Here is a 23,364-nt window from a genome sequence, read left to right on the forward strand (position 1 = left end):
CATCAGCCTAGTCTGTCCGCGTGACTGACCAGCGTCCCCCGGCGGCACCGGGCTCTTTCGAGCAGGCCGCCGAGGCGGTGCGTGCGATCTCCTTCCGCGACGACCTCACGGTCCGCGAGATCGCCGCCCCGCAGGGCCTCGCACCGAACGCCTTTGCGATCGCGGGCGACGTGCGTCCCGAGCCTGACGCCACCGACTCCCCCTACGGCACGGGCCGGCTGGTCCTGCTGCACGATCCGGAGGAGCCCGCGCCCTGGAACGGTCCATGGCGGATCGTGTGCTTCGCGCAGGCTCCGCTCGAGCCCGAGATCGGGGTCGATCCGCTCCTCGCGGACGTCGCGTGGACCTGGCTCACCGATGCGCTCGAGTCACGACGCGCCGCCTTCCACTCGGCATCCGGAACCGCGACGAAGACCCTCTCCAAGGGGTTCGGCGCGCTGGCCGCGGAGGGCGACGGAGCGCAGATCGAACTGCGGGCTTCATGGTCTCCGGAGGGCGCGATCGCTCCGCACGTGGAAGCATGGGCGGAGTTGGTATGCATGCTGGCGGGTCTCCCGCCCGGCTCGGAAGGGATCGCGATGCTCGGTTCGCACAGGTCGCCACGTGGCTGAATACGACGTGATCGACGAGGTCGCACGCGTCGGAGAAGCCGCGCGGCGCCTGGCAGACGGGGAGGGCCCCGTCGCCGTCGACGTCGAGCGCGCCTCAGGATTCCGCTACTCGCAGCGGGCCTATCTGGTGCAGGTCTACCGGCGCGGTGCGGGCGTGTTCCTCTTCGATCCCCCGCCGATCGGAGACTTCAGCGCGCTCGAGGATGCGATCGGCGCCGAGGAGTGGGTGCTGCATGCCGCGAGCCAGGACCTGCCGTCCTTGCGCGAGATCGGGCTCGAGCCGGCCTCGATCTTCGACACCGAGCTCGCCGCGCGCCTCCTCGGTCATGAGCGGGTGGGCCTTGGCGCCGTCGTCGAGGACACGCTGGGCATCACCCTCGCCAAGGCGCACTCCGCGTCGGACTGGTCGACGCGGCCTCTCCCGCAGTCGTGGCTCGAATACGCCGCACTCGACGTCGAGCACCTCGTCGACGTCCGCGACAAGCTGGTCGCCGAGCTCGAGGAGCAGGGCAAGACCGAGTTCGCGGCGGAGGAGTTCCGCGCCGTGCTCGAACGCGAGCCCAAGCCTCCCCGGGAAGAGCCGTGGCGCCGCCTGTCGGGCCTGCACACCGTGCGCGGCCGCAAGGCGCTGGCCGTCGCCCGCGAGCTCTGGACCGCCCGCGAGGAGTACGCGAGGGAGGAGGACGTCGCCCCCGGGCGCCTCGTCCCCGACCGCGCTCTGGTCGCCGCGGTGCTGGCGGACCCCAAGACGAAGAGCGCCCTCGCCGCGGTCAAGGACTTCACCGGCCGCGCGAGCCGGTCGCAGCTGGACCGCTGGTGGGCGGCGATCGAGAGCGGACGTGCCGTCACGCAGCTCCCGATGGAACGTGCGACCGGCGGCGACACGCTGCCGCCGCCGCGGGCGTGGGCCGATCGCAACCCCGAGGCCGACGCCCGTCTGAAGGCGGCTCGCCCCGTCGTCGAGCAGCGGGCCGAGGAGCTGCGCATGCCGACCGAGAACCTCCTCACGCCCGAGTCGCTGCGACGCGTCGCCTGGAATCCCCCGCAGCCGCTGACCGCAGAATCCGTCGGCGAAGCGCTGTCGGCGCTGGGCGCCCGATCCTGGCAGATTGCGCAGACCGCACAGCTGATCGCCGATGCCTTTGTGGGATCCGTGCAAGCCGTGTCGGAAGCGTCGGAACCGGCTTCGTAGGTTTCCCCCACCCGATTCCGACCGCTCCATGCGCCCTCCTAGGCTGGCGACATCCCTACTTTTGGAGGCAGAGTGGCCGAGATTTCGGACGTCTTCTTCGTCGATGGAATGCGCACCCCGTTCGGGCGCGCCGGCGAGAAAGGCATGTACTGGAACACCCGCGCGGACGACCTGGCCGTCAAGGCGACGATCGGGCTCATGGAGCGCAACCCCGGCGTTCCCAAGGACCGCATCGACGACGTCGCCATCGCCGCGACCAGCCAGACCGGTGACCAGGGGCTGACCCTCGGCCGCAGCGTCGCGATCCTCTCCGGGCTCCCCCAGACGGTTCCGGGCTTCGCGATCGACCGCATGTGCGCGGGCGCGATGACGAGCGTCACGACGATGGCAGGGTCCATCGGCGTCGGCATGTACGACCTCGCCCTCGCGGGCGGGGTCGAGCACATGGGCCACCACCCGATCGGCGGCAACGCCGACCCGAACCCGCGTTTCGTGGCGGAGAAGATGGTCGACCCCGGCGCGCTCAACATGGGCGTGACCGCCGAGCGCATCTTCGACCGGTTCCCGCACCTCACCAAGGAGCGTTCGGACCGCTACGGCATGCTGAGCCAGCACAAGGCGCAGGCGGCGTACGACGCCGGGAAGATCCAGCCCGACCTCGTCTCGGTCGCCACCAAGGACGCCGACGGCTCCTGGGGCCTCGCCACCGAGGACGAGGGCCGCCGACCGCAGACCACGATGGAAGACCTCGCCGGTCTGAAGACGCCCTTCCGCCCGCACGGTCGGGTGTCCGCGGGCACCTCGTCGCCCCTCACCGACGGCGCGACGATGTCGCTGCTCGCCGGCGGCGGCGCCGTCAAGGAGCTCGGCCTGAAGCCCAAGATGAAGCTCGTCTCGTTCGCCTTCGCCGGCGTGCAGCCGGAGATCATGGGCATCGGCCCGATCCCGTCGACCGAGAAGGCGCTGAAGAAGGCCGGCCTCGCCATCGACGACATCGGCCTGTTCGAGCTGAACGAGGCGTTCGCCATCCAGGTGATCTCGCTGCTCGACCACTTCGGCATCGCCGACGACGACCCCCGGGTCAACCAGTGGGGCGGCGCCATCGCGCTCGGCCACCCGCTCGCCGCCTCCGGCGTGCGGCTCATGATCCAGCTCGCGGCCCAGTTCGCCGAGCGCCCCGACGTGCGTTACGGCCTGACCGCGATGTGTGTCGGCCTCGGCCAGGGCGGCTCGGTCATCTGGGAGAACCCCCACTTCGACGGCAAGAAGAAGCGCTGAGGCATCGACGAATGACGAACTACGACGACATCGACTTCTCCCCCATCCTCGCCGTGACGGAGGGCGAGGTGATCACGCACTCGCGGGTGCGCGACATCCGTCTCGCCTCCGGCAAGGTGCTTGCTCTCGTCACGCTCGACAACGGCCGCGACCACACGCGCCCGAACACGCTGGGTCCCGCGACGATGTTCCAGCTCGGCGAGACGCTGGACGCGCTGAAGGCGCGCGCGGCCGCCGGTGAGATCCAGGCGGTCGGCATCACCGGCAAGCAGTACATCCTCGCCGCCGGCGCCGACCTCAGCGACATCAGCAAGGTCGGCTCGAAGGACAACGCGCGCATGGTGGCCCAGCTCGGCCACAAGGTGTTCGGAAAGCTCTCCGATCTGGGAGTTCCCACGTTCGCCTTCGTGAACGGGCTCGCGCTCGGCGGCGGGCTCGAGATCGCGCTGAACAGCACGTACCGGACGGTGGATGCCTCGGCCGCCGCGATCGCGCTGCCCGAGGTATTCCTCGGCATCATCCCCGGCTGGGGCGGCGCGTACCTGCTGCCGAACCTCATCGGCATCGAGAACGCGCTCGAGGTCGTGATCTCGAACCCGCTGAAGCAGAACCGCATGCTCAAGCCGCAGCAGGCGTTCGATTACGGCATCGTCGACGCGATCTTCCCCGCCGCGAACTACCTCGAGGACTCGCTGGCCTGGGCCGACGGCGTCCTCGGCGGAAAGATCAAGGTCGACCGCAAGAACGAGCCGGGCAAGATCGAGCGTCTCACCAAGTGGCCGATCGCCATCAAGATGGCGCGCGGCATGCTCGAGTCGAAGATCGGCACCGTGCCGAAGTCGCCGTATGTGGCGCTGGACCTGCTCGACAAGGCGCGCAACGGCTCGAGGGCCGAGGGCTTCGCGCGTGAGGACGAGGCTCTCGCCGAGCTCGTCACGGGCGACCAGTTCGCGGCATCCATGTATGCCTTCGATCTGGTGCAGAAGCGCGCCAAGCGTCCGGTCGGCGCTCCCGACAAGGAGCTCGCGAAGAAGGTGACCAAGGTCGGCATCATCGGCGCAGGCCTCATGGCGAGTCAGTTCGCGCTGCTGTTCGTGCGGAAGCTGCAGGTGCCGGTGCTCATCACCGACCTCGACCAGGCGCGTGTCGACAAGGGTGTGGCGTACATCCACGACGAGATCGGCAAGCTCGAGGCGAAGGGGCGCCTCGACGGCGACTCCGCGAACAAGCTGCGCGCGCTCGTCACGGGCACGACCGACAAGAGCCTGTACGCGGACTGTGACTTCGTCATCGAGGCCGTCTTCGAAGAGGTCGGCGTCAAGCAGCAGGTGTTCGGCGAGATCGAGCAGATCATCGCCGAGGACGCGATCCTCGCCACCAACACCTCGTCGCTGTCGGTCGAGGAGATCGGCGCGAAGCTCGCCCACCCCGAGCGTCTCGTCGGTTTCCACTTCTTCAACCCGGTCGCGGTGATGCCGCTCATCGAGATCGTGAAGACGCCGCAGACATCCCAGGCCGCGCTCTCGACGGCGTTCGTCGTCGCGAAGAACCTCGGCAAGAACGCGGTCCTCACCGCCGACGCGCCAGGATTCGTCGTGAATCGTCTGCTGGCGAAGGTCATGGGCGAGGCGGCGCGTGCCGTGTACGAGGGCACGCCGGTCGCCGACGTCGAGAAGGCGTTCGCCCCCCTCGGTCTGCCGATGGGGCCGTTCCAGCTCATCGACCTGGTCGGCTGGAAGGTCGCCGCGCACGTGCAGGACACCATGGTGCGCGCCTTCCCCGAGCGGTTCTACGCGAACGAGAACTTCCACGCGCTCGCTGAGCTCCCCGAGGTCGTCGAGAAGGACAAGGGCGGCCGCGTGACCGGCTGGACCAAGGCCGCGGAGAAGGTGCTGAAGCCCGCCGTGGGCTCGTCGCCGGCTTCTGCCGACGACATCCTGCGGCGCGTTCAGGACGGGCTCGCACAGGAGATCAGGATCATGCTCGACGAGGGTGTCGTCCCCGAGGTCGAGGACATCGACCTCTGCCTCATCCTCGGCGCGGGCTGGCCGTTCATCGACGGTGGCGCATCGCCGTATCTCGACCGCGAGGGCGCGTCCGAGCGCGTCTTCGGCGACACCTTCCACCACCCGGTGATCAAGGGCATCGCCGGCTGACGCGCGAACACCGAAAGGGCGCATTCTCAGCTGAGGATGCGCCCTTTCGCCGTGGGTGCGTCGCGAGGCCGCAGGTCTAGCGGCGCTCTTCGCGCGACAGCGTCGGGATCACCGGGATCTCGCGGGTCTCCGCGCCCCGCGCGACGGGGATGCGCGTGCCGAGCACCTGCGCGACGACATCTTGAGCGATCTTCGCCGGGGTGAGGCCGGCGTCCTCGAGGATCTGCTCGCGGCTCGCGTGGTCGATGAACTCGTCGGGCACGCCCAGCTCGTCGACCGCCGTGTCGACGCCCGCCTCGCGCAGCACCTGGCGCACGCGTGTGCCGATGCCGCCGACACGGATGCCGTCCTCGATCGTGATGACCAGGCGATGGGATGCTGCGAGCTCGACGATCGACGGCTGCACCGGCACGACCCACCGCGGGTCGACGACGGTGGCGCCGATGCCCTGCGCACGCAGGCGCTCGGCGACGTCGACGGCGATGTGCGCCATCGGGCCGATGCCGACGAGCAGCACATCCTGGGCGTCGGAGCGCACGAGGACGTCCACGCCGTCCTCGAGGCGCTCCAGCGCAGGGATCTCGGGGCTCACGCCGCCCTTCGGGAAGCGGATGACGGTGGGCGCGTCGTCGACGGCCACGGCCTCGTGCAGCTCCTCGCGGAGGCGCGTCTCGTCGCGCGGCACGGCGATGCGGATGTGCGGCACGATCTGCAGCATCGCGAGGTCCCAGATGCCGTGGTGGCTCGGGCCGTCGGGGCCTGTCACGCCGGCGCGATCGAGCACGAAGGTGACGCCGGCGCGGTGGAGCGCGACATCCATCAGCACCTGATCGAACGCGCGGTTCATGAACGTCGCGTAGATCGCGACGACCGGGTGCAGGCCGCCGAACGACAGGCCCGCCGCGGAGGCGACGGCGTGCTGCTCCGCGATGCCGACGTCGTAGACGCGGTCGGGGAAGCGCTGCGCGAACGGCAGGAGCCCGGTGGGGCGCAGCATGGCCGCGGTCATGGCGATGATGTCGTCGCGCTGCTCGCCCACGTGCACGAGCTCGTCGGCGAAGACGTCGGTCCACGCGGTGCCGCCGGCCGAGCCGAGGGACTCTCCCGTGATCGGGTCGATCTTGCCCACGGCGTGGAACTGGTCGGCCTCGTCCTCGAGGGCGGGCGCATAGCCCCGGCCCTTCTCGGTGATCGCGTGGACGATGACGGGCGCGCCGTACTCCTTGGCGAGCTCGAGCGTCTCGATGAGCGTCGGCAGGTCGTGGCCGTCCACCGGTCCGAGGTACTTGATGTCGAGGTTCGAGTACAGCGCGGCGTTGTTCGTGAAGCGCGACAGGAACCCGTGCGTGCCGCCGCGCACGCCGCGGTACACGGCGCGGGCGGCGGGGCCGAGCTTGCGGAAGAGCGTGTCGGAGCCGCGGTGAAGGTTGCGGTAGGAATCCGCCGTGCGGACACGGTTGAGGTAGCGCGCCATCCCGCCGATGGTCGGGGCGTACGAGCGCCCGTTGTCGTTGACGACGATGACGAGGTTGCGGTCGTTGTCGTCGGAGATGTTGTTGAGCGCCTCCCACGTCATGCCGCCGGTGAGCGCGCCGTCGCCGACGACGGCGATCACGTGCCGATCCTTGCGGCCGGTGCGGGTCAGAGCTCGCGAGACGCCGTCCGCCCAGCTCAGCGAGCTCGAGGCGTGGGACGACTCGACGACGTCGTGCGGGCTCTCGGACCGCTGCGGGTAGCCGGCGAGCCCTTCGCGTGCGCGCAGCTTGGTGAAGTCCTGACGCCCGGTGAGGAGCTTGTGCACGTACGACTGGTGCCCGGTGTCGAAGATCATGGGATCGTTCGGCGAGTCGAACACGCGGTGCAGCGCGATCGTCAGTTCGACGACACCGAGGTTGGGGCCCAGGTGGCCGCCTGTGCGTGCGACGTTCTCGACGAGGAATCCGCGGATCTCTTCCGCGAGCTGATCGAGCTGATCGAGGCTCAGTGCGTCGAGGTCGCGGGGTCCGGTGATGGACGACAGCAGCGACATCCCCGCTCCTTTCCAGCCCCGGAAGGGCTCTGCAAGTCTACCCGGGCATGAAGGGGGGACCGGATGCCGCAGCATCCGGTCCCCGTGAATCAGCTGTCAGACCAGCGAACGCAGCACGTACTGCAGGATGCCGCCGTTGCGGTAGTAGTCGGCCTCACCGGGCGTGTCGATGCGGACGACCGCGTCGAACTCGACCGTCTGCTTGCCCTCGGGCGAGAACTCGCTCGGCTCGGCGGTAACGCGCACCGTCTTCGGCGTGACGCCCTCGTTGAGCTGCTCGAGACCCGAGATCGAAACGATCTCGGTGCCGTCGAGGCCCAGCGACTTCCAGCTCTCGCCGGCCGGGAACTGCAGCGGGACGACGCCCATGCCGATGAGGTTCGAGCGGTGGATGCGCTCGAAGCTCTCGGTGATGACCGCCTTCACGCCCAGCAGGCTCGTGCCCTTCGCCGCCCAGTCGCGCGACGAGCCGGAGCCGTACTCCTTGCCGCCGAAGATCACGAGCGGGGTGCCGGCCGCCTGGTAGTTCTGGCTGGCGTCGTAGATGAAGGACTGGGGTCCGCCGGCCTGCGTGAAGTCGCGCGTGAATCCACCCTCGACCTCGGCGCCGTCGTTGACCTCGCGGACGAGCTGGTTCTTCAGGCGGATGTTCGCGAACGTGCCGCGGATCATCACCTCGTGGTTGCCACGGCGCGAGCCGTAAGAGTTGAAGTCCTTACGGTCCACGCCGTGGGCGGCCAGGTACTGACCGGCCGGGCTGTCGGCCTTGATGTTGCCGGCAGGGCTGATGTGGTCGGTCGTGACCGAGTCCAGCAGCGTCGCCAGGACACGCGCACCCGAGATATCGCCGACCGGAGTCAGCTCCATCGTCATGCCGTCGAAGTACGGGGGCTTGCGCACGTACGTCGAGGCCTCGTCCCACTCGAACACGTCGCCGGTCGGCGTCGGGAGGGTCCGCCACCGCTCGTCGCCCTCGAAGACGCTCGCGTACTGGTGGGTGAACATCTCCTTGTTGATCGACGAGTCGATCGTGGCCTGCACCTCGGCCGAGTCCGGCCAGATGTCGCGCAGGAACACGTCGTTGCCGTCCTGGTCGGTGCCGAGGGCGTCGACCTCGAAGTCGAAGTTCATCGAACCGGCGAGCGAGTACGCGATCACGAGGGGCGGGCTCGCGAGGTAGTTCATCTTCACATCGGGGTTGATGCGCCCCTCGAAGTTGCGGTTCCCCGACAGCACCGCGGTGACCGCGAGATCGTTCTCGTTGATCGCCGCGGAGACCTCCTCGATGAGGGGACCGGAGTTGCCGATGCACGTGGTGCATCCGTAGCCGACGGTGAAGAAGCCCAGGTCTTCGAGGTCCTTGGTGAGACCAGCCTTCTCGTAGTAGTCGGTGACGACCTTCGAGCCGGGTGCGAGGGTGGTCTTCACCCACGGCTTGGCCTTGAGGCCCTTCCTGACCGCGTTGCGGGCGAGGAGGCCGGCGGCGAGCATGACCGACGGGTTCGACGTGTTGGTGCACGACGTGATCGCGGCGATCGTCACGGCACCGTGGTCGAGCACGAACTTCTCGCCACCCTCGAGGGTCACCGGGGTGGGCTTCGAAGCCGTCGCCGGCGCGTGGCTGTGGTGGTGATGCTCGTGGAGGCTGTACTCGTCCTCCGGCGAGTTCCCGGGCGGGTCGGACGCCGGGAACGACTCCGAGCCCTCGAGATCGACGAGATCGTGGTCGATCTCGGCGTAGTTGGTGAGGTCGCTCTCGAACTGCTGCTTCGCCTGCGAGAGGACGATGCGGTCCTGCGGGCGCTTGGGCCCGGCGATCGAGGGGACCACCGTTGAGAGGTCCAGCTCCATGTACTCGCTGAACACCGGCTCCCGCGTGGCGTCGTGCCAGAGCGTCTGCTCCTTGGCGTACGCCTCGACCAGCGCGAGCTGCTGCTCGTCACGACCAGTGAGGCGCAGGTAGTCGATGGTCACGCTGTCGATCGGGAACATCGCGGCGGTCGAGCCGAACTCCGGGCTCATGTTGCCGATGGTCGCCCGGTTCGCGAGCGGGACCGATGCCACGCCCTCGCCGTAGAACTCGACGAACTTGCCGACCACGCCGTGCTTGCGCAGCATGTCGGTGATGGTCAGCACGACGTCGGTCGCGGTGACGCCGGTCGGGATCGCGCCGGAGAGCTTGAAGCCCACGACCTTGGGGATGAGCATCGAGACAGGCTGGCCGAGCATGGCCGCCTCGGCCTCGATACCGCCGACGCCCCAGCCCAGCACACCGAGCCCGTTGACCATGGTGGTGTGCGAGTCCGTGCCCACGCAGGTGTCGGGGTAGGCGCGGAGCACGCCGCCGACGGTGCGGTCGTAGATGACCTTCGCGAGGTGCTCGATGTTGACCTGGTGGACGATGCCGGTGCCCGGCGGGACGACCTTGAAGTCGTTGAACGCCGTCTGGCCCCAGCGCAGGAACTGGTACCGCTCGCCGTTGCGCTCGTACTCGATCTCGACGTTGCGCTCGAGGGCGTTCTCGGTGCCGAAGAGGTCCGCGATGACGGAGTGGTCGATGACCATCTCGGCCGGAGAGAGCGGGTTGATCTTGGTGGCGTCGCCACCCAGTGCGGCGACCGCCTCGCGCATGGTGGCGAGGTCGACGATGCAGGGAACGCCGGTGAAGTCCTGCATCACGACGCGAGCCGGCGTGAACTGGATCTCGGTGTTCGGCTCGGCCGCGGCATCCCACGATCCGAGAGCCTCGATCTGCTCCTTGGTGACGTTCGCGCCGTCCTCGGTGCGCAGCAGGTTCTCGAGCAGCACCTTGAGGCTGAACGGGAGCTTCTCGTAGCCCGCGACCGTGTCGATGCGGAAGATCTCGTAGTCGGTGCTGCCGACCGTCAGGGTGCTCTTCGCACCGAAGCTGTCAACCGTGGACACGTCTGTCTCCTTCGTCGGCGGCGGGGATCGTGCCGGAGTCCGGCATCCCCATCTTCCCCCGCACCGAAGCCCTCGGCTAGTGAGGTCGCCCTAACGGTTCGGAGGAAATTTATCTTGATGTCGAGATAAATGTATCACTTCGGCGCGCGCGGATAGAGCGCGCGCACGGCGAGCCATGTGACCGCGACCATGGGCGCGAACAGCGGCAGCCCCATGATCAGCTTCACGGTGCCGAGCGCTGCGACGTCGCCCGCGAAGTAGAGCGGCACCTGCACGAGCAGGCGGAGCGCGAACAGCCCCGCCCACGCGATCGACAGCCAGAAGAAGACGCGCCGCTTGCGCTTGTCGGCGCGCCACGCCGTGCCCTCCCCCATGAGGAAGCCGACGGCCAGGCCGATGAGCGGCCACCCGACGAGCGCCGAGACGAGGAACGCGGTGCCGTACAGCGTGTTGGTGAGGAAGCCAGGGATGAAGCTGTCCTCTCCCCTGCCGGTCCACAGCGACAGGCCCGCCGCCGCGGCCGCCGCGATCAGGCCGCCGATGGCGGCGCTTGCGGATTGCCGCTGAATGAGGCGGACGACGGTGAAGACGGCGGCGAGGCCGACCGAGAGCCCGAGGCTCAGCAGAAGGTTGCCGGAGCGGACATCCGGGTCGGGGTTATACGTCGCCGTCCACGCGACGAGGAACACGACGCCCGGAAGGACGGACTCGAGGATGCCGCGCCAGCCGCCCATCGCGGCCCACACGACGTGACCCGTGCTCTTGCCCTCGGCCGGGTCGAGTCCGGCGCGGCGCGCGGCGCCGCCCAACGCGGCACCGAGCACCTCGGAGGCCGAGGGCGCGGCCTGTGTGGTCCCGTCCGTGTCGCCGGCGGGAGAGTTCGCGGCGGGCTCGGCCGCCGCGTCATCGGGGCGCGAGGAGTCGCTCACGCCGAGCCCGGCGTGGCCGGCATCTTCAGCGGGATGAGGTCGCGGGGTGGCATCGGCGAGCCGCCGCGGACGACCACGATCGACCGGAAGAGGTCCTCGACGGACGCCGCCGCCTCGACATCGGCCGTCGCGGCGCCGCCGATGACGCCGCGCAGGAACCAGCGGGGTCCGTCGACACCGACGAAGCGCGCGAGGCGCTTCCCGGCCGCGCCGTCGGGCCCGGCGATGACGGGGACCTCGGCGAGGAGCTCAGGACCCAGCGGTCCCTCCCGCTCCTCGACGCGGCCGCCCTGCTGACGGATCTGCTGGCGGATCTGCTCGCGCGTCTCCTCCCAGAGCCCCGCTGAGCGCGGCGCCGCGAAAGGCTGCACCTGGAGGGTCGAGCCGGCGTAGTCCAGACCGACGGCCACGATGCGCTTGGTCTGCTCCTCGACCTCGAGTCGCAGGTTCAAGCCCTCGCGGGGCAGGATCTTGATCCCGCCGAGGTCGATGTACGGGCGGACCGGGTTGGCCTCGGACTCGTCGAACGGGCCGGTGGTGGCGCGGTCGTCGGGTGCGACCTTGCGCAGGCCGTCGACGGATGAGGGATCGGTCATGCGAGGACTCCATCCTTTTCGTCTTGGTCGCGGGGAGCCCCCCGCGAGAACTCGCCGTCGCTCGTCGGCGGCTCCGCCGCGCCCCCGTGATAGCCCGTGGACCCGAAGCCGCCCTCGCCGCGCACGCTGTCGGGCAGGGTTTCCACGGGGATGAATACGGCACGCGGGACCGGCATCACGATGAGCTGGGCGATGCGGTCGCCGACGGCGATGTCGTGCGCCTTCGTCGCATCGGTGTTCAGCAGGATCACCTTGATCTCGCCGCGGTAGCCGGCGTCGATGGTGCCCGGCGCGTTGACGACCGTGATCCCGTGCTTGGCGGCCAGGCCGCTGCGCGGCACCACGAACGCGACGTGGCCTGCGGGCAGTGCGATTCGCACGCCGGTGCCGACGAGGGCGCGCTCACCGGGTTCGAGACGCACCGCCTCGGCGGCGACGAGGTCGGCTCCGGCGTCCCCCGGGTGCGCGTACACCGGGACGTCGGGGGCGATAATGGGGACGTCCACCGTTTCAGTCACCCAACGAGGGTAATGCAGAACTCAACGCCTCACGCCGGTGCCCGGACCGGCCGTGCCGACGGCTATCGCGAGCGGCTCGCCCCTTCACTGTGGATCCTGGTCGCGGCAGGGATGGCCGCGCCGATGGCGGCGCTCGTCGTCACGCCGATCGACACGACGGTCGCGCTCGTCGTGGGCGCCGTCGTCGGCATCCTGCTGATCGCATTGCTGATCCTGGCGGCGCCTGTCGTCGAGGTCCGGGACGGCGAGCTGCGAGCGGGACGCGCGCACATCGGCGTCGAGTTCCTCGGTGACGGGGAGGTTCACCTCGGAGACGATGCGCGCCACGCGCGCGGTGCGGGACTCGACCCGCGTTCGTGGCATCTCATCCGGGGCGGGATCGACGGAGTCGTCGTATTCGCCGTGACGGATGCCGATGATCCGACGACCGCGTGGGTCATCTCCTCGCGGACGCCGGACCGGCTGGCCGCCGCTGTGCGGCGGGCTCAGATCACGCGGCGCACTCAGTACAGATAGGGCCGTCGGCGGTCTCGTGATCGAGCTGCGAGCGGTGCTTCACGAGGAAGCAGTTCGAACAGGTGAACTCGTCCTCCTGTGCGGGGAGAACGACGACGTCGAGCTCGAGGTCCGACAGGTCGGCGCCGGGCAGCTCGAAGCCCGACGGGTTGTCGGCGTCCTCCACATCGACCGAGCCCGAGAGCTTGTCGGGAACGCGCTCCTTGAGCGCCTCGATCGACTCGCTGTCGTCCTCGGTCTTGCGGGGGGCGTCGTAATCGGTGGCCATGCGTGAAGATCTCAACTTCCGGGTATTCGCGGTTGCGCTCGCCCTTGCGGGCGGCGATAGTTTGCACGACCATTCCCCTTTTCGCAAATGCGATCGGGCGCCGTCCTGACCGTGCGTTCGCGTGAAACTCGCGGCACGCGCGGGATATTCCCGGCCCTCGTGGTGCCCTATGACACGATGGGGCGGACAGGCGGGCTCTGAAGCCGTGAAGTCCGCCGGACCAGCGCAGCCAAGAGCCGGCACGAGAAGCAGGGAGCGTCCGCATGGAACAGCTCAAGGTCATCGGAACCGAGGACGACAAGCTCATCCTGGCGACGGAGTCCGGCGAGAGATTCACGCTCGACGTGGACGACGTGCTGCGCGGCGAGTTGCGCAAGGCGCGTCGTGACCGCGAGGCCGACGCGCAGACCCCGCGCCCCAGCCCCCGCGAGATCCAGGCCCACATCCGCTCAGGCCTTTCCGCGCGCGAGGTGGCCGAGCTCCTCGGCGCCCGTGTAGAAGACATCGTGCGGTTCGAAGGGCCTGTGCTGGCCGAGCGCGAGCACATCGTCGGCCAGGCGCTGGCCGTCCCCGTGCTGCTCGGGGGCGACTTCGAGGGTGACGGGCAGACGACCTTCGGCTCGGCGGTGCGCGCCAAGCTCACCGAGGCGGGTGCGATCGGCGAACGCTGGACCAGCTGGAAGGAGCCGACCGGCTGGACCGTCAAGCTGGAGTTCACCTCGAACGACATCGGCCACGACGCCCGCTGGGGGTTCGATCCCCGACGCAGCACGCTGTCGCCGCTGAACGCCGACGCCATCCAGCTCTCTCGTCAGGGGTCGCTTCCCGAGGGGCTGATCCCCCGGTTGCGCGCCCTCGACGCGGTCGCCCCGAAGGATGACTCCCGCTTCGACAGCGGGGCGTTCGGCCCGCGCCGCCTCCCCGACGCGGACATCGAGTCGCCCGAGATCCCGGGCCCCGCAGCCCCCGCGGTCCAGGAGGCCGCCATCAAGCGCGCCAGCGAGCCCGCCGTGGTGACCTCGGCCGAGACCGCCGACCTGCTCGAGGCGCTGCGTCGTCGTCGCGGTCAGCGCGAGCCGCTCCCGGGTGCCGAAGAGGTCGCGTCGGCTCCCCGCTCGCCCGCGCCCGTCGCGCTCTTCGACGCGCTGGAGCCGGGCTACGAAGAGTCGTCGTCCGAAGACGAGCCGCCCGCATCCGACTATCAGGCGCCGACTCCGGCCGCGGTCGCCGAGGCAGGACGTCGCAAGGGACGCACGTCGATGCCGTCGTGGGACGAGATCGTGTTCGGCGCGCGCTCCGACGACTGACCCCTCAGGCTCCGGCGAACGCGCCGAGCCGGATGAGCGGGACGATCCGCTCCTCGTCGGTCAGCGAGCCGTGCTGGCCGATCATCTTCTGCGGCGCCTTGTCGGCGAGCCGGTCGTCGTAGTACGCGATGCCCGCGCGCGCCGCGACGACCACGTCGCCGAGGCGCGCATGCACGTCGGGGTCGACGCGGCCCACCAGGCCCGACGCCTCGAGCTCGGCGCGGGAGAAGACCCACGAACGGGATGCCTCGGCCTCGCGCCACCGCGCGAGCACCGCATCCGCCGCACCCGGCTCCGCGTACAGGTGGAGCATCCGCGGCTCGCCGCCGATGAGCCGGACGCCGTCCAGAAGGTCGTCGCCCGCCTCCAGAAGAAGATGGCGATGCCGCGGCACGTCGATCATGCCGTGGTCGGACGTCACCACGACGCCGGTGCCGCGGTCGAGAGATGTCGAGAGCATGCGGGCCGCAGCATCCACCCTCTCCAGCCCGGCGACCCATTCGTCCGACTCCCAGCCGCGCTTGTGACCGATCGCGTCGAGATCGGGGGCGTAGAGATAGATGAGGGAACCCGGATGCTGCGCCGCCAGGTCGGCGGCGAGGCTCACGCGCTCGTCGAGGTCGTCGGCGCCGTGGAACTCGGCGTCGCCGAGGGTGGCCGCCGTGAAGCCGGTGCCCGCGTACTCGTTTCGCGAGACGGCGAAGAACGGTCTGCCGAGCGTCGCGGACAGCGGGGCGGCGCGCTGGAACTCCAGCGGGAGGCCGTCGGTGTCCCAGCCGCGGAGCAGATTGATCACGTCGTCGGTGCCGGGCACGCGGGCCCGATACCCGACGATGCCGTGCTCCCCCGGCAGCGTGCCAGTGAGAAGACTGGTCAGCGCGGCGGCGGTGGTCGACGGGAACACCGTGCGCGCGACATCCTTCTTCGTCCGAGCCTCGCTGAGGAAGCGGGCGTGTCCGGCTCGGGCGGAGAGGTTGGAGACGCCGAGCCCGTCGAGCACCCAGACGATGCCGCTGCGTGCCGGGGCGAACCACTCCGAGCCGCCGTCCAGCGCCGCCGACATCTCGGTCACGACACGGGTGAGGCTCCGGGCGCGGGGCGGGTCCACGGGTAGGCTGAGGGTCATCGGGGCCAGTCTCGCACACGCGGCCGCGCCCCCTCGCTCCCCGCCGTCACCCGAGGCTTCATCGACACATGCCCGCTTCCCGCACCGATTCCTCCCCCGCTGACCACGGACGCATCGAGGACGTCGACGTCTCTTCGGAGATGCAGACGTCGTTCCTGGAGTACGCGTACTCGGTCATCTACTCGCGCGCACTTCCCGACGCGCGCGACGGGCTCAAGCCGGTGCAGCGGCGCATCCTCTTCCAGATGGCCGACATGGGCCTGCGGCCCGACCGCGGCCACGTCAAGAGCGCGCGCGTCGTCGGCGAGGTGATGGGAAAGCTGCACCCCCACGGTGACGCCCCCATCTACGACGCCCTCGTCCGTCTTGCACAGCCGTTCTCACTGCGCGTGCCCCTCGTCGACGGGCACGGCAACTTCGGCTCGCTCGACGACGGTCCCGCCGCCCCCCGGTACACCGAGGCGCGGCTCGCGCCGCCCGCGCTGGCGCTGACGGAGAACCTCGACGAGGACGTCGTCGACTTCATCCCCAACTACGACGGTCAGTTCCAGCAGCCCGAGGTGCTGCCGGCCGCCTTCCCCAACCTGCTCGTGAACGGCACGACCGGCATCGCGGTCGGCATGGCGACCAACATGGCGCCGCACAACCTCATCGAGGTCGTCGGCGCGGCGACCCATCTGCTCGAGAACCCCGAGGCGACGGTCGACGAGCTCATGGAGTTCGTGCCCGGCCCGGACCTTCCCGGCGGCGGCATCATCGTGGGTCTCGACGGCATCAAGGACGCCTACACGAACGGCCGCGGCAGCTTCCGCACGCGCGCGAAGGTGTCGATCGAATCGCTCGGCCCGCGCCGCACCGGGCTCATCGTGACCGAGCTGCCGTACCTCGTCGGTCCCGAGCGCGTGATCGAGAAGATCAAGGACGCCGTAAACGCGAAGAAGCTGCAGGGCATCGCCGACGTCACCGACCTGACCGACCGTCACCATGGCCTGCGCCTGGTCATCGGCATCAAGACCGGCTTCGACCCGCAGGCGGTGCTCGAGCACCTCTACCGGCTGACGCCGCTCGAGGACTCGTTCAGCATCAACAACGTCGCCCTCGTCGACGGGCAGCCGCAGACCCTGGGCCTGCGCGAGCTCCTGCGCGTGTACCTCGACCACCGCATCAGCGTGGTCACACGCCGCAGCCGCTACCGCCTGGAGCGCCGCAAGGAACGCCTGCACCTCGTCGAGGGCCTGCTCATCGCGATCCTCGACATCGACGAGGTCATCCAGGTCATCCGCACGTCCGACGACAGCGAGCAGGCCCGCACACGCCTGATGAGCGTGTTCGACCTGTCCGAGGCGCAGTCCGAGTACATCCTCGAGCTGCGACTGCGTCGCCTCACGAAGTTCTCGCGCATCGAGCTCGAGACCGAGCGCGACAACCTCAAGAAGGAGATCGCGCAGCTCGAGGAGCTGCTCGGCAGCGACGTGCTGCTGCGCGCGCAGGTGGCGCACGAACTGGATGCCGCCGCCGAGGCGTTCGGCACCCCCCGGCGCACGCTCCTGCTCAACGGCGGCCCGGTCCAACCCCGCTCGCGTGCGGCTGCGGCGACCGCCGACCTGCAGATCGCGGATGCGCCGTGCCGCGTCTTCCTGTCCGCCACCGGGCGCATGGTGCGCGCCGAGCTCGTGGCCGACGCGCCCGGCGGAGGCATCGTCGCCCCGGCACGACGCTCGAAGCACGACGCCGTCCGCTCGGCGGTGGACGCCACCACGCGCGGCGACCTCGGCGCCGTGACCAACCTCGGCCGACTGGTGCGCTTCTCCCCCGTCGACCTGCCCTCCGTTCCCGCCAACTCGGTCCAGCTGGCGGCCGGCACGCGTGGTGACCAGTACCTGGGTCTCAGTGGCGGCGAGCACATCGTCGCGCTCGTGCCGCTCACCGACGCCCCGCCGATCGCGATCGGCACCGCGCAGGGCATCGTCAAGCGCGTGGCCGCCAGCGAGATCGCGAACAAGCACGATATCGAGATCATCGCCCTGAAGGACGGCGACAGGGTCGTCGGTGCGGCACTCGCCTCGGATGGCGCCGAACTGGTGTTCGTGGCGAGCGACGCGCAGCTGCTGCGCTTCGATGCCTCGTCGGTGCGTCCGCAGGGCCGCTCGGCGGGGGGCATGGCGGGCATCCGTCTCACCGACGGCGCACAGGTCATCGCGTTCGACGTCGTCGGGCCGTCGGAGTTCGACGCCGTGGTGGTGACGATCGCCGGTTCGACCACGGCGCTGGCCGGCACCGACGCCGGCAGCGCCAAGGTGTCGCTGTTCAGTGAGTTCCCCGCCAAGGGCCGCGCGACCGGCGGCGTCCGCGCTCAGCGCTTCCTGCGCGGCGAGGACGCGCTCACGATCGCCTGGGTGGGCACCGACCCGCGCGCCATCGGCTCCGACGGCGCTACCCGCGCGCTGCCCGCCGCGGGCGCGAAGCGCGACGCGTCGGGCACGGCTCTCGACGGCGTCATCGGCGCCGTCGGCACCGGCATCCGCTGAGTTCCCTGACCGGTTCGCCTCGCCGTCGCGGCGGGGCGAACTCGCAGGTCGGCGGTCAGGCGTCGATGCGCTCGCGCACCAGCCGGTCGCTGGAGTCGATGATGAACTCCTTGCGAGGCGCCACATCGTTGCCCATGAGCAGTTCGAAGACGGATGCCGCGGCCTCGGCATCCTGCATGCGCACGCGTCGGAGGGTGCGGCCACTGCGGTCCATGGTGGTCGTCGCCAGCTGGTCCGCGTCCATCTCGCCGAGACCCTTGTAACGCTGAACGGGTTCCTGCCAGCGTTTGCCCGCCTTGGTGAGCTTCGTGAGGAGTCCGTGGAGCTCTGCCTCGGAGTACGTGTAGATGGTCTCGTTCGGCTTCGACCCCGGGTTCATCACGACGACCCGATGCAGCGGCGGGACGGCGGCGTAGACGCGACCCTCGTCGATCAGCGGCCGCATGTAGCGGAAGAACAGCGTCAGCAGCAGCGTGCGGATGTGGGCGCCGTCGACATCGGCGTCGCTCATCAGGATGATCTTGCCGTAACGAGCGGTGTCGAGGTCGAACGAGCGGCCGGAGCCGGCTCCGATCACCTGGATGATGGCGGCGCACTCGGCGTTCGACAGCATGTCGCTGATCGACGCCTTCTGGACGTTGAGGATCTTGCCGCGGATCGGCAGCAGCGCCTGGAACTCGCTGTTGCGAGCGAGTTTGGCTGTTCCGAGCGCCGAATCGCCCTCGACGATGAACAGCTCGGACTCGGCGACGTCGTTCGACCGGCAGTCGGCGAGCTTCGCCGGCAGCGACGAGGATTCCAGGGCGTTCTTGCGGCGCTGGGTCTCTTTGTGCGTGCGCGCGGAGATGCGCGCCTTCATCTCGGAGACCACCTTGTCGAGCAGCAGCGACGTCTGCGCCTTGTCGTCGCGCTTCGGCGAGGTGAACCGCGCGGTGAGCTCGCGGGTGACGACGTTCGACACGATCTGGCGGACCGCCGGGGTGCCGAGGACCTCCTTGGTCTGGCCCTCGAACTGCGGCTCGGGAAGACGCACCGTCAGCACGGCCGTGAGCCCGGCGAGGATGTCGTCCTTCTCGAGCTTGTCGTTTCCGACCTTGAGGCGACGCGCGTTCTGCGCGACCTGGTCGCGCAGCACCTTCATGAGGCCCTGCTCGAACCCCTGCTGGTGGGTGCCGCCCTTGGGAGTGGCGATGATGTTGACGAACGAGCGCGACACCGTCTCGTAGCCGGTACCCCACCTGACTGCGATGTCGACGTGGCACTCGCGCTCGACCTCGGTCGGGACCATCGCTCCCGAAGGCTGCAGCACCGGTACGGTCTCGGTGAACTTCCCCTCGCCGCTCAGACGCCACGTGTCGGTGACACCGGAGTCGGGCGCGAGGAAGTCGGCGAACTCCGAGATGCCGCCGTCGAACCGGTAGCTCGTCTCGACGGGCTCGCCCGACTCGGTGCCGGGGCGCTCGTCGCGGATGACGATCTCGAGGCCCGGGACCAGGAACGCGGTCTGGCGGGCGCGCTGCTCGAGCTCCTGCAGGTTGAACGCGGCGTCCTTCGTGAAGATCTGCCGGTCGGCCCAGTACCTGATGCGGGTGCCGGTGACGCCTTTCGCGGCGCGGCCCGCGACGCGCAGTTCGCTGCGGTCCTCGAAGGGCGTGAACGCCGAGTCGGGGCTGCCGTTCGAGAAGACGCCGGGCTCGCCCCGGTGGAACGACATCGCCCACGTCTTGCCGCCGCGGTCGACCTCGACGTCGAGGCGCTCCGAGAGCGCGTTGACGACGGATGCCCCGACGCCATGCAGACCGCCGGACGCGGCGTACGAGCCGCCGCCGAACTTGCCGCCGGCGTGGAGCTTCGTGAAGACGACCTCGACGCCCGACAGCCCCGTGCGCGGCTCGATGTCGACGGGGATGCCGCGGGCGCGGTCTCGCACCTCGACGCTGCCGTCGGCGTGGAGGACGATGTCGATGCGCGAGCCGTGGCCGGCGAGGGCTTCATCGACGGAGTTGTCGATGATCTCCCACAGGCAGTGCATGAGGCCGCGCGAGTCGGTCGAGCCGATGTACATGCCGGGGCGCTTGCGGACCGCTTCGAGCCCTTCGAGCACCTGGAGATGATGGGCGGAGTACTCGGCGGTCACAATCTCCCATCGTAATCGGGGCACCCGACAGCCCCGCACAGACACGCTTCAGGGCCGGGAAGGGTACGCGCTCAGCGAAATGTCGTCAATTCGCGGCATTCTCGAAACATGGGCGTGGTTGTATTTCATGACCGCCAGAGAGTTCTACCAGTACGAGGAGGCACCGAGATGAACACGCTATCGACACCGACCGAGACCGGCGCCGTCCTCGAGCACCGCCTCACCGCCATGGATCGCTGCGATTCGTGCGGCGCACAGGCGTACATCGCGGCCGAGGTCAACGGCAGCGAACTCCTCTTCTGCGCCCACCACGGTCGCAAGTACGAAGAGAAGCTCCGCGCCATCGCGACCTCTTGGCACGACGAGACCGCTCGCCTCGCCGAGTAGGCGCCCGGCTCGGCAGACTCGCACCCGTCGCTCTCAGCGGCGGGTGTATCTGCGTTCCACAAGTGGTGAAACGCGCAGCGCGATCTCTTCGCCGATCGTGCCGATGAGCTCGGCGAGATCCGTCGCGCTGACTTCCCCCGCGGCGCCGGGACCGTAGATCGTGACAGTGTCCCCGGCAACTGCTCCCGGCCAGGCAGCGACCAGCAAGTCGGAGTCCCCCACGGCGACGAGCTGCCGGCTCCCGGCGGGCGTGCCGACCGTCGCGCGCGCACGCAGCGACGAAGGGATCCCGTCGAGTGCCCCGAGGCCGATCCGAACGGCTTCCTCGCCGACATCGATGACGTCAGCCTCGAGCGTTCCGATCGGCGTGAGGCCGAGGTCGTCGGCGGAGGGGCCGCCCGCTGAGCGGATGCCGTAGCAGAAGGCTCCGACCCGAACCATGTCGTAGCGGAACTCCGGGCGCGCGAAAGAGGCGGCGCTAGCGGCCAGATGGCGCATGACCGGGCGGAGGCTGACGGCCGCGGCCTGCTCCAGCGCCCACTCGTACACGCCGCGGGCGTCGTCGTCCTCGGCGTCCGACGCCTCCGCGATGTGGCTCCAGACCCCGACCACGTCGATCACGCCCTCCGCCTGGAGCGCCGCCGCGCGCGACACGAACGCCGGCCACTGCTCGGGCCGCACGCCGTTGCGGTGCAGGCCGGTGTCGATCTTGAGGTGCACGCGCATCGCTGCGCCGTCCGCGCGGGCGGCCTCCGCGAGCTCCTCCAGCAGGTCGGCGTCGCCGACGCCCAGGTCGATCCGCGCAGCGACGGCGGCGTCGAGGTCGTCGCGTGACGCGGCGATCCAGGCGAAGATGCGGGCGTCGTCGCCCACGGCCTCGCGCACCGCGCAGCCCGTCCGCACATCGAAGGCGCCGAACCAGGTAACCCCGGCGGCGGAGGCGGCCCGAACGACGGGCTCCAGTCCGTGGCCGTAGGCGTCGTCCTTGACCACGAGCATCAGGGCGGCGGGAGACACCGTGTCGCGCACGCGCGAGATGTTGGCCGCGAGGGCACCGAGGTCGACGTTCAGGCGCGCGGTCACCGTGCCTCCTGGCGGATGGCGCGGAGCCCGACCATGGTGACGAGCTCCCCGGCGGTCAGTCCCGTCGCGCGCACCCACTCGTCGAGAGACGGCTCGTCTTGCGCCGGGTCGCCGAGGAACAGGACCTCCTCGCCGCGCCGGACCGCGGCATCCGTGATGTCCATCACGCACACGTCCATCGCGACGCGCCCCACGACAGGATGCCGCTCGCCCGCGATCGCCACGTCGACCGCGCCACCGAGTGCGCGCACGATGCCCTGTGCGTAGCCTCCCGTGACGAGCGCGACGCGGGTGTCGGCGGACGCCCGGTACGCGTAACCGTACGACACGCCCTCGCCCGCGCGAAGGTCCTTCACCGAGAGAACGGTGCCCGTGAGCCGCAGGGCGGGCACGGCAGGATGCTCGGCATCCGGCAGTCCGAAGAAGTCGGCAGGAGACAGCAGCACCGGATGCCCGTCCCGCGGGCTGCTCGGGCTGGCATTCCGCGGCTCGAGTCCCTCTGCCGCGAGCACGGCGCGCACGAGCGCCTCGCCGTGACCGTACGCGTCCGCGTCGAGCAGCGAAGGATCGTAGGAACGGATGCCGCGTTCCCACGCGGTCCGGGCGTTCGAGGTCAGCGCGGCCTGCGAGATGCGTGCGACCGGAGCGCTGCGGGGGCCTGATCCCGGCGCGACGTGGTCGTGCCCAGGGATCGCGGAACTCACGCCTCTAGACTATCGGGGTCCCCGAACCGAACCCGGAGCACGCATGTCTTCTCAGGGCCTCGCCCTCTCGAACCGCCTTCGCTACCTCGCCTGGCGTGTCCGTCGCATCGATGTCGGCTCCGTGCTGGAGCGCGCGAAAGAGACCGCGCACGCGCACGGCAAGTGGACCCCCGCCGTCGTCGTCGACATGCTCTGGTCGGCCGGGTTCAAGCAGGTCGGCTTCCAGGACTACGTCGACTACGACTTCGCGATCCTCAGCCGCGCCGAGCGCGCGACCTACATGACCCACCCGGTCTCGAACGAGCTGTCGCAGAAGTACGACGACCCTGCCTACCGTGGCCAGTTCCAGGACAAGGTCGAGTTCGACCGCACTTTCAGCGACTTTCTGCGCCGCGACTGGATGGTCGTCGAGGAAGGCAACGCCGACGCGGTGCGCGCCTTCGCCGAGAAGCACGGGACGATCGTCACGAAGGAGCCGGTGGGCCAGGCGGGCACGGGTGTGCACCGTTACCACGCGGCGGACATCTCCGATTGGGACGACTTCCACCGCGGTCTGCTCTCGCGCGGCGAGCTGCTCATCGAGGAGGTCATCCGCCAGCACGCCGACCTCGCGGCGGTGTGCCCCGGAACCGTGAACACCACGCGCGTCACCGCGTTCTTCGACGGCGAGAAGACCCACATCCTGGCGATGGCGCAGAAGTTCGGCCGCGGCGCCGTGAGCGATCAGATGACCTTCGGCGGCTTCTACACGATGCTCGACGAGAACGGCCATTCGGTCGGCCCGGGCTACGACTCCCACGCCCACGTTCACGAGAAGCACCCGGACAGCGGGTTCGTCATCGCCGACTTCCAGCTGCCGATGGTCGACGAGGTCAAGGCGTTCGTCGACCAGGTCGCGCGGGTCGTGCCCCAGATCCAGTACGTCGGCTGGGACATCGTGGTCTCTCCGGACGGCCCGGTGCTCGTCGAAGGCAACTGGGGCGCCGGCGTGTACGAGAACAAGCCGAGCGTCACCGGCATCCGCACCGGCCACAAGCCCCGCTACCGCGAGGCGATCGGGTTCTGAAACGACGC

The 23,364-nt window shown here is 69.7% G+C and carries 19 protein-coding genes; 9 read left to right on the forward strand and 10 right to left on the reverse strand.

Going from position 1 to position 23,364, the window contains the following annotated elements; translation table 11 throughout:
- Positions 1-20 precede the first annotated feature (20 nt).
- The 4 genes from ACEYYH_RS10190 to ACEYYH_RS10205 all read left to right on the forward strand — a co-directional run bounded on the left by ACEYYH_RS10190 (position 21) and on the right by ACEYYH_RS10205 (position 5,237).
- The gene (locus ACEYYH_RS10190; protein ID WP_374978044.1) at positions 21-611 is read left to right on the forward strand and encodes a DUF3000 domain-containing protein; all 591 of its coding nucleotides are present in this window, start codon (positions 21-23) and stop codon (positions 609-611) included.
- Positions 604-1,803 carry a ribonuclease D gene (locus tag ACEYYH_RS10195; RefSeq protein WP_374978045.1) on the forward strand — a complete coding sequence of 400 codons (1,200 nt, stop codon included), beginning with the start codon at positions 604-606 and terminating at the stop codon, positions 1,801-1,803. The genes ACEYYH_RS10190 and ACEYYH_RS10195 overlap by 8 nt, the downstream gene beginning before the upstream one ends.
- A gap of 72 nt (positions 1,804-1,875) precedes the next feature.
- On the forward strand, positions 1,876-3,081 hold the full coding sequence (locus ACEYYH_RS10200) for a thiolase family protein (RefSeq protein WP_374978046.1): 1,206 nt from the start codon (positions 1,876-1,878) through the stop codon (positions 3,079-3,081).
- Between the two features lie 11 nt (positions 3,082-3,092).
- A complete protein-coding gene (locus ACEYYH_RS10205; RefSeq protein WP_374978047.1) occupies positions 3,093-5,237 on the forward strand; it encodes a 3-hydroxyacyl-CoA dehydrogenase NAD-binding domain-containing protein in 2,145 nt (714 codons plus the stop codon).
- A gap of 76 nt (positions 5,238-5,313) precedes the next feature.
- Here ACEYYH_RS10205 and dxs read toward each other — a convergent pair whose 3' ends face one another.
- From dxs to dut, 5 genes are all read right to left on the reverse strand, one after another.
- Positions 5,314-7,266 (reverse strand): 1-deoxy-D-xylulose-5-phosphate synthase, encoded by a 1,953-nt coding sequence (gene dxs / locus ACEYYH_RS10210; protein WP_374978048.1) that lies wholly within the window; start codon positions 7,264-7,266, stop codon positions 5,314-5,316.
- A 96-nt stretch (positions 7,267-7,362) separates the two neighbouring features.
- Positions 7,363-10,191: an aconitate hydratase AcnA gene (gene acnA, locus ACEYYH_RS10215; RefSeq protein ID WP_374978049.1), complete on the reverse strand. Its 2,829-nt coding sequence runs from the start codon at positions 10,189-10,191 to the stop codon at positions 7,363-7,365.
- A gap of 134 nt (positions 10,192-10,325) precedes the next feature.
- On the reverse strand, positions 10,326-11,120 hold the full coding sequence (locus ACEYYH_RS10220) for a DUF3159 domain-containing protein (protein WP_374978050.1): 795 nt from the start codon (positions 11,118-11,120) through the stop codon (positions 10,326-10,328).
- A complete protein-coding gene (locus ACEYYH_RS10225; RefSeq protein WP_374978051.1) occupies positions 11,117-11,716 on the reverse strand; it encodes a DUF3710 domain-containing protein in 600 nt (199 codons plus the stop codon). Before ACEYYH_RS10225 ends, ACEYYH_RS10220 begins: the two co-directional genes overlap by 4 nt.
- Complete coding sequence (gene dut / locus ACEYYH_RS10230) at positions 11,713-12,234, reverse strand: dUTP diphosphatase (protein WP_374978052.1); 522 nt, start codon at positions 12,232-12,234, stop codon at positions 11,713-11,715. The genes ACEYYH_RS10225 and dut overlap by 4 nt, the downstream gene beginning before the upstream one ends.
- A 12-nt stretch (positions 12,235-12,246) precedes the next feature.
- On the opposite strand from dut, the gene ACEYYH_RS10235 reads away from it, so the two are divergent.
- Complete coding sequence (locus tag ACEYYH_RS10235; protein WP_374978053.1) at positions 12,247-12,750, forward strand: DUF3093 domain-containing protein; 504 nt, start codon at positions 12,247-12,249, stop codon at positions 12,748-12,750.
- Here the strand turns inward: ACEYYH_RS10235 and ACEYYH_RS10240 are convergent.
- On the reverse strand, positions 12,725-13,018 hold the full coding sequence (locus tag ACEYYH_RS10240; protein WP_045302586.1) for a DUF4193 domain-containing protein: 294 nt from the start codon (positions 13,016-13,018) through the stop codon (positions 12,725-12,727). The genes ACEYYH_RS10235 and ACEYYH_RS10240 overlap by 26 nt on opposite strands.
- 263 nt (positions 13,019-13,281) lie before the next feature.
- Between ACEYYH_RS10240 and sepH the strand changes: the two genes are divergently transcribed.
- Positions 13,282-14,325 carry a septation protein SepH gene (gene sepH, locus ACEYYH_RS10245; RefSeq protein ID WP_374978054.1) on the forward strand — a complete coding sequence of 348 codons (1,044 nt, stop codon included), beginning with the start codon at positions 13,282-13,284 and terminating at the stop codon, positions 14,323-14,325.
- A 4-nt stretch (positions 14,326-14,329) separates the two neighbouring features.
- Here the strand turns inward: sepH and ACEYYH_RS10250 are convergent, their stop codons facing one another.
- On the reverse strand, positions 14,330-15,451 hold the full coding sequence (locus tag ACEYYH_RS10250) for an alkaline phosphatase family protein (protein ID WP_374978055.1): 1,122 nt from the start codon (positions 15,449-15,451) through the stop codon (positions 14,330-14,332).
- Positions 15,452-15,519: 68 nt separating this feature from the next.
- Here ACEYYH_RS10250 and ACEYYH_RS10255 point away from each other — a divergent pair, with 68 nt between their 5' ends.
- The gene (locus ACEYYH_RS10255; RefSeq protein WP_374978056.1) at positions 15,520-17,979 is read left to right on the forward strand and encodes a DNA topoisomerase (ATP-hydrolyzing) subunit A; all 2,460 of its coding nucleotides are present in this window, start codon (positions 15,520-15,522) and stop codon (positions 17,977-17,979) included.
- Between the two features lie 55 nt (positions 17,980-18,034).
- On the opposite strand, the gene ACEYYH_RS10260 is transcribed toward ACEYYH_RS10255, so the two are convergent.
- On the reverse strand, positions 18,035-20,116 hold the full coding sequence (locus tag ACEYYH_RS10260; protein ID WP_374978057.1) for a type IIA DNA topoisomerase subunit B: 2,082 nt from the start codon (positions 20,114-20,116) through the stop codon (positions 18,035-18,037).
- A gap of 168 nt (positions 20,117-20,284) precedes the next feature.
- Between ACEYYH_RS10260 and ACEYYH_RS10265 the strand changes: the two genes are divergently transcribed.
- Complete coding sequence (locus ACEYYH_RS10265; protein ID WP_056367331.1) at positions 20,285-20,503, forward strand: hypothetical protein; 219 nt, start codon at positions 20,285-20,287, stop codon at positions 20,501-20,503.
- A 33-nt stretch (positions 20,504-20,536) separates the two neighbouring features.
- On the opposite strand, the gene ACEYYH_RS10270 is transcribed toward ACEYYH_RS10265, so the two are convergent.
- Entirely contained in the window at positions 20,537-21,586 is a 1,050-nt protein-coding gene (locus tag ACEYYH_RS10270; RefSeq protein WP_374978058.1) for an alanine racemase, read from the reverse strand.
- Positions 21,583-22,290: an alanine racemase C-terminal domain-containing protein gene (locus tag ACEYYH_RS10275; RefSeq protein WP_374978059.1), complete on the reverse strand. Its 708-nt coding sequence runs from the start codon at positions 22,288-22,290 to the stop codon at positions 21,583-21,585. The genes ACEYYH_RS10270 and ACEYYH_RS10275 overlap by 4 nt, the downstream gene beginning before the upstream one ends.
- 43 nt (positions 22,291-22,333) lie before the next feature.
- Here ACEYYH_RS10275 and ACEYYH_RS10280 point away from each other — a divergent pair, with 43 nt between their 5' ends.
- Entirely contained in the window at positions 22,334-23,356 is a 1,023-nt protein-coding gene (locus ACEYYH_RS10280) for a sugar-transfer associated ATP-grasp domain-containing protein (RefSeq protein ID WP_374978060.1), read from the forward strand.
- Positions 23,357-23,364: the final 8 nt, after the last annotated feature.

This window comes from Microbacterium trichothecenolyticum, assembly GCF_041938625.1.
Lineage (GTDB): Bacteria > Actinomycetota > Actinomycetes > Actinomycetales > Microbacteriaceae > Microbacterium > Microbacterium trichothecenolyticum_D.

Excerpts from the sequence above, each read along its gene's own strand:
- ACEYYH_RS10205 (WP_374978047.1), top strand. The coding sequence starts at position 3,093 with ATGACGAACTACGACGACATCGACTTCTCCCCCATCCTCGCCGTGACG.
- dxs (WP_374978048.1), bottom strand. The coding sequence starts at position 7,266 with ATGTCGCTGCTGTCGTCCATCACCGGACCCCGCGACCTCGACGCACTG.
- ACEYYH_RS10225 (WP_374978051.1), bottom strand. The coding sequence starts at position 11,716 with ATGACCGATCCCTCATCCGTCGACGGCCTGCGCAAGGTCGCACCCGAC.
- ACEYYH_RS10235 (WP_374978053.1), top strand. The coding sequence starts at position 12,247 with ATGCAGAACTCAACGCCTCACGCCGGTGCCCGGACCGGCCGTGCCGAC.
- ACEYYH_RS10240 (WP_045302586.1), bottom strand. The coding sequence starts at position 13,018 with ATGGCCACCGATTACGACGCCCCCCGCAAGACCGAGGACGACAGCGAG.
- sepH (WP_374978054.1), top strand. The coding sequence starts at position 13,282 with ATGGAACAGCTCAAGGTCATCGGAACCGAGGACGACAAGCTCATCCTG.
- ACEYYH_RS10250 (WP_374978055.1), bottom strand. The coding sequence starts at position 15,451 with ATGACCCTCAGCCTACCCGTGGACCCGCCCCGCGCCCGGAGCCTCACC.
- ACEYYH_RS10255 (WP_374978056.1), top strand. The coding sequence starts at position 15,520 with ATGCCCGCTTCCCGCACCGATTCCTCCCCCGCTGACCACGGACGCATC.
- ACEYYH_RS10265 (WP_056367331.1), top strand. The coding sequence starts at position 20,285 with ATGAACACGCTATCGACACCGACCGAGACCGGCGCCGTCCTCGAGCAC.
- ACEYYH_RS10280 (WP_374978060.1), top strand. The coding sequence starts at position 22,334 with ATGTCTTCTCAGGGCCTCGCCCTCTCGAACCGCCTTCGCTACCTCGCC.